General features: G+C 68.5%; 13 protein-coding genes. 6 read left to right on the top strand and 7 right to left on the bottom strand.

The window, feature by feature from the left end:
* Positions 1 to 26: 26 nt before the first annotated feature.
* Positions 27 to 776: a 16S rRNA (uracil(1498)-N(3))-methyltransferase gene (locus FHS75_RS07470; protein WP_179407051.1), complete on the bottom strand. Its 750-nt coding sequence runs from the start codon at positions 774 to 776 to the stop codon at positions 27 to 29.
* 46 nt (positions 777 to 822) lie between these two features.
* Between FHS75_RS07470 and ubiA the strand changes: the two genes are divergently transcribed.
* Entirely contained in the window at positions 823 to 1,746 is a 924-nt protein-coding gene (ubiA, locus tag FHS75_RS07475) for a 4-hydroxybenzoate octaprenyltransferase (protein WP_179407052.1), read from the top strand.
* Positions 1,747 to 1,750: 4 nt separating this feature from the next.
* On the top strand, positions 1,751 to 2,353 hold the full coding sequence (locus FHS75_RS07480; RefSeq protein WP_179407053.1) for an SOS response-associated peptidase: 603 nt from the start codon (positions 1,751 to 1,753) through the stop codon (positions 2,351 to 2,353).
* Here FHS75_RS07480 and FHS75_RS07485 read toward each other — a convergent pair.
* On the bottom strand, positions 2,350 to 3,801 hold the full coding sequence (locus FHS75_RS07485; protein WP_179407054.1) for a S41 family peptidase: 1,452 nt from the start codon (positions 3,799 to 3,801) through the stop codon (positions 2,350 to 2,352). The two genes, FHS75_RS07480 and FHS75_RS07485, sit on opposite strands and share 4 nt — an antisense overlap.
* A 122-nt stretch (positions 3,802 to 3,923) precedes the next feature.
* On the bottom strand, positions 3,924 to 4,295 hold the full coding sequence (locus FHS75_RS07490) for a VOC family protein (RefSeq protein ID WP_179407055.1): 372 nt from the start codon (positions 4,293 to 4,295) through the stop codon (positions 3,924 to 3,926).
* A gap of 118 nt (positions 4,296 to 4,413) precedes the next feature.
* Here FHS75_RS07490 and soxR point away from each other — a divergent pair, with 118 nt between their 5' ends.
* Positions 4,414 to 4,854 (top strand): redox-sensitive transcriptional activator SoxR, encoded by a 441-nt coding sequence (soxR, locus tag FHS75_RS07495; RefSeq protein WP_179407056.1) that lies wholly within the window; start codon positions 4,414 to 4,416, stop codon positions 4,852 to 4,854.
* 3 nt (positions 4,855 to 4,857) lie between these two features.
* On the opposite strand, the gene FHS75_RS07500 is transcribed toward soxR, so the two are convergent.
* From FHS75_RS07500 to FHS75_RS07515, 4 genes are all read right to left on the bottom strand, one after another.
* The gene (locus tag FHS75_RS07500; protein WP_179407057.1) at positions 4,858 to 8,280 is read right to left on the bottom strand and encodes a chromosome segregation SMC family protein; all 3,423 of its coding nucleotides are present in this window, start codon (positions 8,278 to 8,280) and stop codon (positions 4,858 to 4,860) included.
* Between the two features lie 32 nt (positions 8,281 to 8,312).
* Entirely contained in the window at positions 8,313 to 9,074 is a 762-nt protein-coding gene (locus FHS75_RS07505) for a thioredoxin domain-containing protein (RefSeq protein ID WP_179407058.1), read from the bottom strand.
* A gap of 111 nt (positions 9,075 to 9,185) precedes the next feature.
* Positions 9,186 to 9,872: a thioredoxin domain-containing protein gene (locus FHS75_RS07510; RefSeq protein ID WP_179407059.1), complete on the bottom strand. Its 687-nt coding sequence runs from the start codon at positions 9,870 to 9,872 to the stop codon at positions 9,186 to 9,188.
* Positions 9,873 to 9,875: 3 nt separating this feature from the next.
* Entirely contained in the window at positions 9,876 to 10,406 is a 531-nt protein-coding gene (locus FHS75_RS07515) for a DUF721 domain-containing protein (RefSeq protein ID WP_179407060.1), read from the bottom strand.
* Positions 10,407 to 10,435: 29 nt separating this feature from the next.
* On the opposite strand from FHS75_RS07515, the gene FHS75_RS07520 reads away from it, so the two are divergent.
* From FHS75_RS07520 to nudC, 3 genes are read left to right on the top strand one after another with little or no spacing between them, the layout of a single operon-like run.
* Complete coding sequence (locus FHS75_RS07520) at positions 10,436 to 11,512, top strand: A/G-specific adenine glycosylase (protein ID WP_179407061.1); 1,077 nt, start codon at positions 10,436 to 10,438, stop codon at positions 11,510 to 11,512.
* On the top strand, positions 11,509 to 12,810 hold the full coding sequence (locus FHS75_RS07525; RefSeq protein ID WP_179407062.1) for a serine hydrolase domain-containing protein: 1,302 nt from the start codon (positions 11,509 to 11,511) through the stop codon (positions 12,808 to 12,810). The genes FHS75_RS07520 and FHS75_RS07525 overlap by 4 nt, the downstream gene beginning before the upstream one ends.
* Positions 12,807 to 13,700 (top strand): NAD(+) diphosphatase, encoded by an 894-nt coding sequence (nudC, locus tag FHS75_RS07530; RefSeq protein WP_179407063.1) that lies wholly within the window; start codon positions 12,807 to 12,809, stop codon positions 13,698 to 13,700. The genes FHS75_RS07525 and nudC overlap by 4 nt, the downstream gene beginning before the upstream one ends.
* The last annotated feature ends 5 nt before the right edge of the window (positions 13,701 to 13,705 follow it).

Genomic DNA, 13,705 nt, shown 5'->3' on the forward strand with positions numbered 1-13,705 from the left:
GGGAAGCGTGAAAGCTTGCGCCAGCATTAATTGCGCCAGTCCCCCGCACACCCCATCCAAAGCGCGGTCGCGGCGATCGCCGCCGTCTCGCCGCGAAGGATGCGCGGGCCGAGCGAGATCGGGCGGGCCTGCGGCAACGCGCGCACCGCCTCGCGCTCCTCGTCGTCGAAGCCGCCCTCGGGGCCGGTGAGCAGCGCGGCTGGTCCATCGTGTGCGACAAAGGCCGAAGCGGCGGGCTCGCCGCCCAGCTCGTCGGCGAAGAACAGCGCGCGATTTCCGGGCCAGTCGCGCAGCAGCGCATCGAGCTTTGCGGGCCCGGCAAGTTCGGGGAGCGCGGTGCGCGCGCATTGCTCGGCTGCCTCCGTCACTATCGTGCGAGCGCGGCCGGGATTCAGCTTGTCGGCAACGCAGCGCCGCGCCAGCACAGGCCGGATCGTCCTCACGCCCAGCTCGGTCGCCTTTTCGAGCAAGACGTCGAAGCGATCCTTCTTGAGGAGTGCAGGCAGCAGCCAGAAGTCGGGCACCTGCTCGCGCTCGCGCAGCCTGCGCACGGGGTTCAGCACGACGCAGCGCTTGTCGGCAGCCGCGACCGCGGCCTCCCACTCGCCGGTCATGTCGTCGCAGAGGATGACCGCGTCGCCTTCCTTCACGCGCATCACGCGCGAAAGGTAATGCGCCTGACTACCCTCGACGTCGACGGCGGCGCCCTCGGCCAGCGGACCGGGTACGAACAGGCGCGGCGCGCTTCGGGGGGGCCATGCAGGGGTTGCGGGCATAGTCTCCCCTAGCCCAGGACCGGGCGCGGCGCTATGCCCGCAGGCGATGGCCCGGCCCGCTGATCCACCCGATATCGTTCCCGATACTGAGCATCGCGGCATCGTCGCGGCCTTGCCCGGAGGCATTCGCAACTACGCGCTGCTTGCCCGGTTCGACAGGCCGATCGGCTGGTGGCTGCTGTTCTGGCCGTGTGCGTGGGGCGTGCTGCTGGCAGGGGGCGCGGATCGCTGGGCGCTGGTGCTCTGGCTGCTTCTCGGCTCCATCGCGATGCGCGGTGCGGGCTGCGTGTACAACGACATCGTCGATGCAGACCTTGACCGCAAAGTGGCGCGAACCGCATCGCGCCCGGTCGCCAGCGGCGCGGTAAGCCGCAGGCAGGCATGGGTCTGGCTCGTCGCGCTCAGCCTCGTCGGCCTCGTGGTGCTGCTGCAATTGCGCTGGCAGGCGCAACTGGTGGCGCTGGCGAGCCTCGCTGCGGTGGCCGCCTATCCGTTCATGAAGCGGATCACCTGGTGGCCGCAGGCGTGGCTGGGCCTGGTCTTTTCGTGGGGATTGCTCGTCGGCTGGACCGAGGTGCGGCTCGCGGACTGGGACGCGCTGGCGGCGCTTTATACCGGCTGCGTGTTCTGGGTGATCGGCTACGACACGATCTACGCGCTTCAGGACCGCGAGGACGATGCGCTTGTCGGCATCCGTTCGAGCGCGCTGCGTCTCGGCGGCAGGGTACGCGCCGGTGTTGCGCTGTTCTACCTCGGCGCCGTCGTCCTGTGGGCGCTGTCCTTCTGGCTGCTCCGGCCGGACTGGGTGGCGCTGCTTGCGCTCGCACCCGTGGCGCTGCACCTTTTCTGGCAGGTTGCAACGCTCGACCAGGACGATCCGGACAATCCGCTTGCGCGCTTCCGGTCCAATCGCTTCGCGGGGCTGCTGATGGCGCTTGCCTGCTGGGTCGTGGGCAACGCGGGGGCCTGAGGCGATGTGCAATCTCTACCGAATGACCCGCGGCATCGACGAGGTCGCGCAATTGTTCGATGCCCTGCCCGACAGGGGCGCGAACTTCGGCGAGGAAGTCTACCCAGGCTATCCGGGCGTTGTCATCGCCGAGGGGCGGGCGCGGGCGATGACATGGGGTTTCCCTCTGGTGCTCAAGGGCAGGAAGGGGCAGCCGCTCAAGCCCAGGCCCGTCAACAACGCGCGCGAGGACAAGCTGACCGGCGGCTTCTGGGCGCCCAGCTTCCGCGCCCGCCGCTGTCTCATCCCGGTAAGCGCATGGGCCGAGGCGGAAGGGGAGCGCGGCCGGATGACGCGGACCTGGTACTCGCTCGGCGGCGGAGAGCCGTTCGCCGTCGCCGGACTGTGGCGTCCCACCGCCGAATGGGGCGATGCCTACTCGATGGTGATGACCGATTCCTGCGCGCAAATGATCGACGTGCACGACCGGATGCCCGTCGTCCTGATGCCCGAGCACTGGCAGACCTGGCAGCACGGGGGCGAGGAAGAGGCGCTTGCCCTGTGCCGCGCCTGCGACCTGCCCCTCGATATCGAACGAACGGCCGAAAAGTGGACGGGCGCTCGCTAGTCCGCGCGCCGCTTCGCCATCTCGGCCACGTACTCCACCGCCTTCCAGTGCCCGCCCACCGGATCGTCGGGCGGGTAGATGTCGAGCGGGACCACCGGCGAAATGCCGCGTTCCTCGTAAACCGCGCCATCGGGCGCGGCGAAGGTTTCGTTCGAGAGTTCGAGCAGCCATCCGTTGGGCAGGGGTTTGGGCAGCGGCGTCGAGAACGCCCCGCGCGTCGGCATGCCGACCTGCACGACCTGCGGCAGTTGCCGGAAGGCAAGCGTCGCCAGTTCTCCGCCACTGACCGTCACGTCGCTGGTCATCAGGTAGACTGGCCCCGCAAATCGCGGACCTTCTACCGGTTCGATCTCGTGCGGGAAGGGGGCCTGCCCCGAGTTTTGCGCATGTGTGGTGAAGGCGATGAATGGTTCGCTCGTAAAGCGCGCAGGCAGCAATTTGGCGACGCGGTCCCAGCCGCCGCGATTGTTCGAAAGGTCCAGGATCACCGCATCGAGCCCCGCGAACGAGGCAAGCGCTTCGTCCAGAATGCGGTCGAGTTCGGCATGTTCGGCCCGCGCCCAGCCGGAGGATGCAAAGTCCTCGCGGTCGGTAAAGCCGCCCATCACGAATAGCTGCAGGTAGCCGATGCGGTCGTCGATGGTGCCCCACACGATGCGCCCGTTCCCGTCGACTTTCGAGGTCGGGCCGAGCCTCTCCTTCGTCTGTGCGATCAGCGCCGAAAGCCACGCGCTCTCGCCGCCCTCGCTTTCGCGGATGCGCGGCAGGATCTTGCCCTGACCGTCCTGTATGCGGCGGCGCTCACCACCGACCGTCCCGATCAGCTTAGTGTGGCTGTCCGACAGGCCGTCCATGAACGAGGCAAGCGCTTTCCACAGCTGCACGTCGGTCATGCCGGGCCGGATCGTGCCCTCCAGCCTTGCCGCGCGCCCGGCGAAACCGGGCGGACGGCGGTCGAAGAAGGCATAATGCCGCTCGAAGTGATCGAGGAAAGCCGCCGCAACGGCCTGCGGCGAGGTATCGGCAGGGGAAGCACACCCCGCAGGCAGCGCCTCGATCCGGTCGAAAACGACGTTCGTGTCGCCTTCGAGCAACTGGAAGATTGCGGTATCTCCGTCCGGCAGCATCCTGAACCAGCGATACCGGGTAGAGTCCATCTCGCTTTGCGGACCCCCGGTTCCGGCAGGACGGTAGCAGGCATTGCCTTCCTGATAGCGGATTGCGCCCGTTTCGCCGATGTCGAGCACCCAGCCGTAGCCACGCGATCGCCAGACGCCGCGCACCGCAGGGTCGGTGGTGCCGTCTTGCGAAGCGATGGGGCGCATCGGCCCGGCATCGAGCCAGGGGCGGTCGCCTCCGGTGACCGGCGCCGCAGCGACGGTCGTCACCGCAAGCACCAGCGCGCCGGCGACTCGGATCAGGTGGGTGCGGTACCGGTCATGAAGCATGGCCCCAGCCTACCGGACGTAGCGGTATCGGCAAGCGACGTGCTTTCGGCTTGGGCGCGGTTCCCGGCTCACGCGGCTCGCTTTGCCCATCGGGACCGAAGATCGGGCGGGTGAGGATCGGCTCATTCATAGCTGACCACCTCGAATTCGATCCCGTCCCAGTCGAAGAAGTAGAACCTCCGGCCGGGCTCGTAGTCGCCGTGGCTGAACGGTTCCAGCCCGGCCTCGATCACCGTGCGCTCCGCCAAGTCGATGTCGTCGACGAGCAGGCCGAGGTGGTTGAGCGGGGCGCCCTTGGAAAAGCGCTCGTGCGGCTGGCGATCGGTGTAGAGCGCGATGTAGTCGAGATCCTCTCCGACGTGGATCGTCTCGCCGCCGTTCATCGCCGGACCGCGCCACCGTTCACGCCATCCCAACAGTTTTTTCAACAGCTCTGCCGAGCGGTCGGGATCGCTCACGGTCAGGTTTGCATGCTCCAGTCTGCCCTTTGCCACTTCCCGTTCTCCTTTCGATTCATCAGTTTGCAACACTGGCGTTGCACGCGGCGAATCACCGCGCTTGTGCAATGTGCAACCTCAAGCTAAGTTGAGGTCAAGCAATTGTGGGAAACCGATGCCCGAAGACCGTTTCATCACCATCGGCACGCTTGCCAGGCGCACTGGCGTGGCGGTTTCGGCGATCCGTTTCTACGAGGAGAAGGGGCTGCTCCAGGCACTTCGCACGAAGGGCAACCAGCGCCGCTTCATGCGCTCCGACATCCGGCGGATCAGTTTCATCCTGATCGCGCAGAAGCTGGGCCTCGGCCTTGCCGAGATCGAGACTGAACTTGCCAGGCTGCCGCAGGGTCGCACGCCGACCGTGGCCGACTGGCAGAAGGTCAGCCGATCGATCCGCAAGCAGCTCGACGCAAAGATCCAGCTTCTGACACTGACGCGAACCAAGCTCGACCAGTGCATCGGCTGTGGCTGTCTCAGCCTGTCGAAGTGCCAGCTCTACAACAAGGACGACCGGGCGGGCGCGGCGGGGCCGGGACCCCGCTTCGTGCTCGACTGACGGCTACTCGGCGGCGAGCAGTTCCGCTTCGCCGAGGTCGACGCTGACGAGGCGCGAAATGCCTTTTTCGACCATGGTGACGCCGAACAGGCGGTGCATCCGGCTCATCGTCACGGCGTTGTGCGTGACGATGAGGTAGCGCGTCTCGGTTTCCCTCACCATCGCGTCGAGCAAGTCGCAGAACCGCTCGATGTTGGCATCGTCGAGCGGCGCGTCGACCTCGTCCAGCACGCAGATCGGCGCCGGGTTCGTCAGGAACAATGCGAAGATAAGCGCGACTGCCGTCAGCGCCTGCTCGCCGCCCGAAAGCAGGGTGAGCGACTGGAGCCGCTTGCCGGGTGGCTGGGCATATATCTCCAGCCCTGCCTCCAGCGGATCGTCCGAATCGATGAGCGCCAGATGCGCCCGCCCGCCTTCGAACAGCCGCGTGAAGAGCCGCTGGAAATGCCCGTCGACTGCCTCGAACGCGGCGCGCAGGCGTTCGCGCCCCTCGCGGTTCAGGTTGCCGATCGAGCCGCGCAGCCGATGCACCGCCTCGGTAAGTTCGGCCTGCTCGGCAAGACTTTGGCCGTGCTTTTCCTCGGCTTCGGAAAGTTCGTCCGCGGCGACGAGATTGACCGGCCCGATCCGCTCCCGGTCGGCGACGAGCTTGTCCATCGCTGCCGATTCCTCCGGCGCGCCCGAGACGTCGGCGGAGGCGAAAGCGTATCGTTCGGGCAGGACCGGCGGCGGGCACTGGAAGCGTTCGCCCGCGATGCGGTTCATTTCGTTGCGGCGTTCCTCCTCGTTCTCGGCGCGCGTCGCGGCGGCGGCGCGATGCTCGCGCGCACCGGCGAGCGCCTCGGTGGCCTCGGCGAGCGAAGCGTCGGCTTCGCGTCCCGCCGCGTCGGCCTGCGCCATCGCGGCTTCGGCGTCGGCCAGTTCCTTTGCGATCCGTTCGCGAACGGCATCGCCCGCCTCGATCTCGCGCATCAGCGATGCCGGTTTCGCGGCGACGATGGCGCGTTCCTCCTCGATCTCGTCGAAGCGGCGTCCCATCTCGGACAGGCGGCGGGCGGCATCGCCCGCGCGCGTTTGCCAGCCCCTGATATCGGCGCGCTGCGAGGCCGTGCGCTCGCGCGCGACGGCCAGCGCCTGGTCGTGCGCCGCGACCGAAGCGGTGGAGGCCTGCAAGGTGGCGCGTGCGGCATCGTGCTTTCCCTGCGCCGCTTCGAGGGCCGCGCGCCCGGCATCGGGCGCGGGAAGGCCGTCGAGTTTCGCTTGCGCCGCCGCCAGTTCCTCGGCGGCCTGCTCGCTGCGCCCGGCAAGGTCGCGCTCGGCCTCGTCGAGTTCGGCGCGGCGGGCGGTCTGGCGGGCAAGCGCGTCCTCGGCGCGGTCGAGCGCCCGCAGGGCGCCGCGTTCCTCCTCCGCTGCCTGCGCCACGGAGCGGTCCCCGGCGACGATTGCCGATTGCAGGCCGGAGAGCGACTGCTGCACTTCGGCCTGCCGCGCCTCGGCCTCCTCGGCGCGGGCGCGGCGCGCGGGCAGCTCGGCCTCGAGTTCGACGAACCGGTTTTCCGCTTCGAGCCGTGCGGCTTCGGCAGCGCCTTCGCCCCGTGCGACGAAGCCGTCCCACCGGCGCAATTCGCCGGTTCGCGTAACCAGCCACTCGCCCGGAGAAAGCGCGCGCCCGTCGTCGGTATCGACCACGTGGACGAGCGCAAGCCGCGCCGCCAGTTCGTCGGGGCAATCGGTGACGTGCGCCGCAATGCTGTCGGGCACCGCGCCCGGCACCGGAGCCGCCGTCCAGAACCGCCCGTCGCTGCCTTCGGGTGGCTTGCCGAGCGGAGCCCTGGCATCGCGACCGAGCACGGCTGCAAGAGCGCGTTCGTAGCCGGGAGCGGCCCGCACCCGGTCGATGGCGAGCGGCAAGCCGTGCTTCGCATTCGCCTGCTTCGCCCTCGCCTCGCGGTCGCGTTTCAGGGCCGAGTGTTCGCGTTCGATCCCGGCGAGGTCGGCACGTGCGGAGGCGAGCTCCGAGGCCGCGGCGTCGCGATCCGACTGGAGCCGTGCCTTGCGGTCCTGCAGGTCGGAGAGGCCAGCGCGCGCCTGCTCGAGCGCGGCCTCAGCGGCAGTCAGCTTGGATCGTGCGTCCTCGACCGCTTCCTGCGGATCGCCTTCTGAGCGGAGCGCCTCGCGCCGGGCTTCGATCCGCGCCTTCTCCTGCGCGATCCGGTCAACACGCGCCCCTGCCGAACCGATTTCGGACTCGGCGATTCGCCACTCGGCCTCGACCCCGGCCTGTTCCGCCGTCGCCTGCGCCAGCGCCAGTTCGGCCGCGCGTGCCGCGCGCTCCGCATCCTCGAGCGCACGGGCAAGGGCGGGACGACGGGCCTCGTCCTCGGCAAGCCGCTTCTCGCCCTCGGCGACTTCGACTTCCAGCTTTTGCAACGCCCCGGCGGCATCGCGGGTCAGGCGGTCGGCATCGCCCCGGTCTTCCTCAAGCCGCGTGCGTTGCCGCTCCAGGTCGGCGAGCTTCTCTTCCGCTGCCTCGAGCTGGCTGGAAAGCGCCGCCATGCGATGTCCGTGCGCACTGGCATCGTCGCGGCGGTCGGCAAGCTCCTCGCGCGCATCGGCCAGCCGCTTCGCCGCTGCGGCCTGCGCATCCTGAGCCGTCTTCACCGAACCCTGCGCCTCTGCCACGCGAGCATCGGAGGCTTTCGCCTCGGCCCGCGCCGCGTCCGCCGCCGCCGCCGCATCGCGCCAGCGCGCGAAGACGAGCCGCGCTTCGGCCAGCTTTATCCTATCGGACAGCGCCTTGTACCGCTCCGCCGCGCGCGCCTGCCGCCTGAGCGTCGCCATCTGCGTATCGAGCGCGTTCATCATGTCCTCGAGCCGCGACAGGTTCGCCTCGGTCGCGCGCAGTTTCTGTTCGGCGTCCTTGCGCCGCGCGTGGAGCCCGGCGATGCCTGCTGCCTCTTCCAGCATCTGGCGGCGTTCGGCGGGCTTTGCCGCGATGACGGCGGCGATGCGGCCCTGGCTGACCAGCGCGGGCGAATGCGCGCCGGTCGCCGCATCGGCAAAGATCAGCGAGACGTCCTTGGCGCGCACGTCCCTTCCGTTGACGCGATAGGCGCTGCCCGCGCCCCGCTCGATCCGGCGGACGACCTCGAGGTCGTCACGCGCGTCGGTCTCCGCCGAAAGCACGACTTCGGCGAAGGCACGGGGCGGGCGACTCTCGGTCCCGGCGAAGATGACGTCCTCCATCCCGCCGCCGCGCATCGACTTGGGCGAGCTTTCGCCCATGACCCAGCGGATCGCTTCGAGGAGGTTGGACTTGCCGCAGCCGTTGGGGCCGACGACCCCGGTCAGGCCCGGTTCGATGCGCAGTTCGGCGGGCTCGACGAAGCTCTTGAAACCACTGAGCTTGAGCCGCTTGATGCGCATCGGGGCGTTACCGTGCCGTCATCCGCGCGATCCTATCGCGCCCCGGCGTTCTCGAGGCGGGCCTTCACCTCGTTCCAGGTGTTTATGTCAAGCTTGCTGCCATTGAGGAAGAAGGTCGGCGTGCCGGTGATGTTGAACTGCTCGCCCTGGTCCTGTGCCTGCTGGGCAAGCTGCGATGCCGCCTCGGCATTCGACAGGCACTGGCGCGCCTGATCGGCCGAAACTCCGCGCGCCGCGAAGAAGTCGATCAGGCCTGCCATCTGCGCGATCGCCACGCCGCGCCGCTCGGGCGGCTGTTCGACCGCGCTGGAGAAGGCGCCTTCGCCCGCCGACTGGACCTGCTCGAACATCTGGGGCTGATAGGCGAAGACCTGGTCGGTCAGCGCGAAATAGCTTTCGGGCGCGCCGCATCGGGTAAGCTGCGCGGCGGTCAGGTCGATGGGGTCGCGAACGAAATTGCGCATCTCGAAGCTGACACGACCGCTGTCGACCATCTGGCGCAGTCCCTCGGCACTCGCTTCGGCGAAGTCGGCGCAGTGCGAGCAGGTCAGCGAACCGTACTCGACCAGCTTGAGCGGAGCTTCCGGATTGCCCATGAGATAGCCGCCGCCCTCGGTCTGCGAGACCGTTTCGCTCCACGTCTGCCCTTCGGGAGCCGCGATTTCGGCAATCGGCTCACCTGCGGCGGCGGTTGTCTCCCCGGCCTCGGTGCCACCCGAGCACGCCGCCAGCGCAAGGGCGAGCGGCGCGGCGAGCAGGCCGGATGAGACGGAACGGAAACGCGAGCGGGTCATGGCATGTCCTTCGGTGAAGTGAGGTAGGCTAGGCGTGCCCGGTGTGCTCCGGAAGCGGACCGGGCGGTCCGGGCGGGAGAATTCCACAGAAATCGGCGATTTACGGAGCGATCAGTCCTTGATTTCGGCATCGATGGCCTGGTTCAGGCCCTGCCAGGTGTGCGTGCCTTCGAGGACCACGCCGTTCATCGCGAAGCTGGGCGTACCCTGCACACCCGATTCGATGGCGCTCTGCGTCTGGTCGAGCAACTTCTTCATCGTCGCTTCGTCGGCAAGGCATTCGTTCGTCCGGGTACGGCTGAAGCCGCGCGCTTCCATGATCGAATAGAAATCGAAATCGGCGGCGATGGCGCGCATGCGCTGGGGTACCGGGCCTTCGCTCCAGCGCTGGCGCTGCTGCGTGCTGGCGGACTGGATCTTCGGCAGCCACTGCTCCTGGCTGCCGAGAAAATCGTTGTGGCGGCGGAAGAAGCCCTCGGGCTCGCCGCAATTGGTCAGGAGCGCGGCGGCAAGATCGACAGGATCGCGCAGCAGGTGGTGCACTTCCAGCGAGACCGTGCCCGGCTGTACGTAGGCGAGGCGCAGCGGCGCTTCGGACTCGATCTGGAAATCGGCGCAGTGCGGGCAGGTGTAGCTGACGTATTCGGTCACCTTCACCGCCGCTTCCGGGTTGCCGAGCGTGTGCGTGCCGCTTTCGGCGACGCTGACCGTCGCGGTCCAGTTCGCGTGCGGCTCGTCCGTCGCGGCGACGGATATGGCAGCGACCGCGCAGATCGCGGCGATGGGAAAGAAGCGCATGTCCTAGTCCTGTCCTTTCGAGCCCATGCTGCGCGCCAGCGATTCGAGCACTGCGCGCAGTTCGGGATCGCCGATATCGCGCAAACTATCGCCCAGTTCCACAGGAACCGGCTTGAGCGACGGCGGCGCAGCCCGCTTTTCCTCAGCAGGGGGCGCCTTAACCTGTCCTTGCCGAAGCTTGACCCGAGCCACCGCGTTGTACCCGAAGAAGCGGTTCACCCGCTCGACGATCTCGGGGACGACATGCTGGATCAGCGGCGCGTGCGCGGGAAGCACGACGAGCTGGAGGATACCTTCGCTCTTCTCGCCGGGAGGGAAGCGGATCGATTCGGGGACGCACACGCGCGCGTGCTCTCGCCCGACGATCTCCGGCCAGCGCGTGACGACACTCGACTGCACGAAGCCGAAGCGGCGAAAGGCGGTGCGGCCGATCTCCGGCATCAGTTCGCTGATCGAGCGCGCGGGGCCGCCGCGCGGCCGCTCGTAGCGGCGCGCGCCGGGCTTGCCCTTCCTGCTTTCGCGATCCCGTTCCATTGCGGCGGCAGCAATGCCATAGCGTCGGCATGGATGCCAGTTCGACAACCGTTTTGGCCACCGGGTCGGCCACGGGGATCGCCCGGCGTCTGCTCGACTGGTACGACGAGCATGCCCGCGACCTGCCCTGGCGCGCGCGTCCCGGCGCGGCAGCGCCCGGGCCCTATCGCGTCTGGCTGTCCGAAGTGATGCTGCAGCAGACGACCGTGCAAGCCGTGCGCCCCTATTTCGAGCACTTCACCGCGCGCTGGCCGACGGTCGAGGCGCTGGCGGCGGCGGACGAGGGCGAGGTGATGGCGGCCTGGGCCGGGCTTGGCTATTACGCGCGCGCCCGCAATCTCGTCGCCTGCGCACGCGAGGTGGCGGCGCGGGGCGGCTCGTTTCCCGATAACGAGGACGGATTGCGCAAGCTGCCGGGGATTGGTGCGTACACGGCAGCGGCGGTGGCGGCGATCGCGTTCGGGCGACGCGCTGTGGTGATCGATGCAAATGTCGAGCGGGTGGTTTCCCGCCTGTTCGCGATTTCCGATCCGCTACCCGGTGCGCGGAGCGCGATACGCGAGGCCGCCGATGCGATCACGCCGGACGAGCGCGCAGGCGACTTCGCACAAGCGATGATGGATCTCGGTTCCGGCCCGTGCACCGCGCGCGACCCGGCCTGCCTCCTCTGCCCGCTGTCGCAGCATTGCGCAGGCCGTGCCGAGGGCGATCCCGCGCGCTTCCCGGTCAAGGCGCCGAAGCGAGCCAAGCCTGTCCGGCAGGGGCGCTGCTTCTGGATCGAGCGCGACGGCGCGGTCTGGCTGGTGCGCCGGCCGGGCAAGGGGATGCTGGGCGGGATGCGCGCCTTCCCGGACGACGGATGGCACGCGGGCGAGGACGGCTCGGGAGAGCCGCCGCTGCCGGGCGACTGGCAACCGGCGGGACGCGTTCAGCACGGCTTCACGCACTTTGCGCTCGAACTGGCGTTGATGACGCTCCATACCCGGGCGCAACCGGAAGGCGACGGCGAGTGGTGGCCGGTCGCCGACATCGGGAACGCCGGCCTGCCAACGCTGTTCGCAAAGGCGGCGCGGCTGGCGCTGTCGCAGCGAGAGGAAATGGCATGACCATCGTGCAGACCGAGACAGACAGGCGCGCCTTCGTTCGCGGTTCGCTGCTGGCGGGGCTGGGCGTCCTTGCCGCGCCGCGGCTTGCGCTGGCGAGGAGCGATGCGGACCTGCTGCCCGCCGTCACCGAGGTGATCGAGCGGTGGGTCGGGCCGGGCAAGTTTCCCGGCATTGTCGCATCGCTCGGCCTGCCGGGACGCGAGGCGCAGTACGTCGCGCGCGGCAGCGAGGGCTTCACCGATCCCGATCCGATCGGCGCCGACAGCCTTTTCCGCATCTATTCGATGACCAAGCCGGTCACCGGCATGGCGACTATGATGCTGATCGCGGAAGGCAGGCTGGGGCTCGACCAGCCGCTTCACGAGATCCTGCCGCAGTACCGCGAGATGAAGGTGCAGGCGACGCCCGACGGGTCGGTGACCGACGTCAGGCCCGCTCGCACTCCGATCACGATCCGGCACCTGCTCACCCATACCTCGGGACTGGGCTACACGATCATCCAGAAAGGCCCGATCAGGGCGCTGATGGAGGAAAAGGGACTCGTCGCCGGACAGATCGCGCGGATAAAGCTGCCCGGCATATTTCGCGGCGCCACCGTTGGCAGCCTCAAGCTGTTCGCTGACCGCCTCGCCGACGTGCCGCTGGTTTACGAGCCGGGCACGAAGTGGAGCTATTCGCTCGGCCTCGACCTCCTGGGCAGGGTGATCGAGGTCGTCGGCGGCACGCCCTTCGACCGCTTCCTGCACGAGCGCATCTTCGAACCCACGGGAATGACGAGCACGTGGTTCCGCGTACCCCGGTCGCAGGCGCACCGGCTCGCGACCAATCACGCGATGTTCGCGGGACGGCTCATCCCGTTCGACAAGCCGGGCAATTCGATCTTCCTCGACGAACCGGCATTTCCCTTCGGAGGTTCGGGCCTCGTCTCCAGCCCCCGCGATTACGACAGGTTCCTGCGCATGCTCGCGGGTTTGGGTGAAATCGACGGCACGCGGGTGATGCCGGCCGAGGCAGTCCGGCTCGGCACCTCGAACCTGCTCCCCGCTGGGGTGGAAGGCCCCGCGCTGATGATGCCGAAAAGCGATTTCGGAGCAGGAGGCCGCGTCGGGATCGGGGAGGAGGCAGGCATCTACGGCTGGGCAGGTGCCGCCGGCACGGTCGGCATGGTCGACGTCAGCCGGGGGTTGCGTTCCTCGATATTCCTGCAATTCATGCCGCCCGACGCCCTGCCGATCCTCAACGAATTCCAGCACGCGCTACGCAGCGACGTCATGCGGCTGGCCGAAAGGAATACATGAACGTCTCGATCGCCTTTGCCGGATCCCGCATAGACCGGGCCGATCACGTCCGCGCCGACCCGGAAAGGCTCTCCGGCCTGATCAATCCGCGCGCGCGCCTGCTGCGCATGAACGGCCTGTCGCCGGTGGTCTCGACCGAAGGAAGCCTCGAATGGGGGACACTCGCGGAGGCAGCGGACGATGCCGACCTCGTCTTTCTCGGGCTCGACGGGGAATGCGCGTGCTTCGCCCAGGTTCCGACGTCGCTCGGCGGCGATCCCGGACCGGCAAGTCGCGAGATGCGCTCGGCGATGGCGATGCTCGGCGAATCGGACCTTGCGACGTTCGGCGGTGCGCGCAGCCTGTGCGACTGGCACGCGCGGCACCGCTTCTGCGCGCGCTGCGGCAGCGAGACGAAGATCGGCAAGGGGGGCTGGCAGCGCACCTGTGTGTCGGAGAGCTGCGGCGCGCAGCATTTCCCGCGCGTCGATCCCGTCACGATCATGCTCGTCGAGCACGAGGGGCGGGTGCTTCTGGGGCGTCAGCCGCGCTTTCCGAAAGGTTTCTATTCGGCACTCGCCGGCTTCGTCGAACCGGGCGAATCGCTGGAAGAAGCCGTCATGCGCGAGACGCTGGAGGAAGCGGGGGTGAGAGTCCGCGATGTCGAATACGTCGCGAGCCAGCCTTGGCCGTTTCCGTCCTCGCTGATGATCGGGTGCTTCGCGCATGCCGACGATCCCGGAATCGTTGTCGACGAGACCGAACTGGAAGACGCGCGCTGGTTCGAGCGGGCCGACGTGGTCGAGGCGCTCGAGGCCGAGGAACGCGGCGGGCCGGGCCGTGCGTTCACCGCACCGCCGGCCTACGCGATCGCGCACCTGCTGATGAAAAGCTGGGTCGGGCGCGGCTGACTGCG

It is taken from the genome of Novosphingobium marinum (genome assembly GCF_013408095.1).
Lineage (GTDB): Bacteria > Pseudomonadota > Alphaproteobacteria > Sphingomonadales > Sphingomonadaceae > Novosphingobium > Novosphingobium marinum.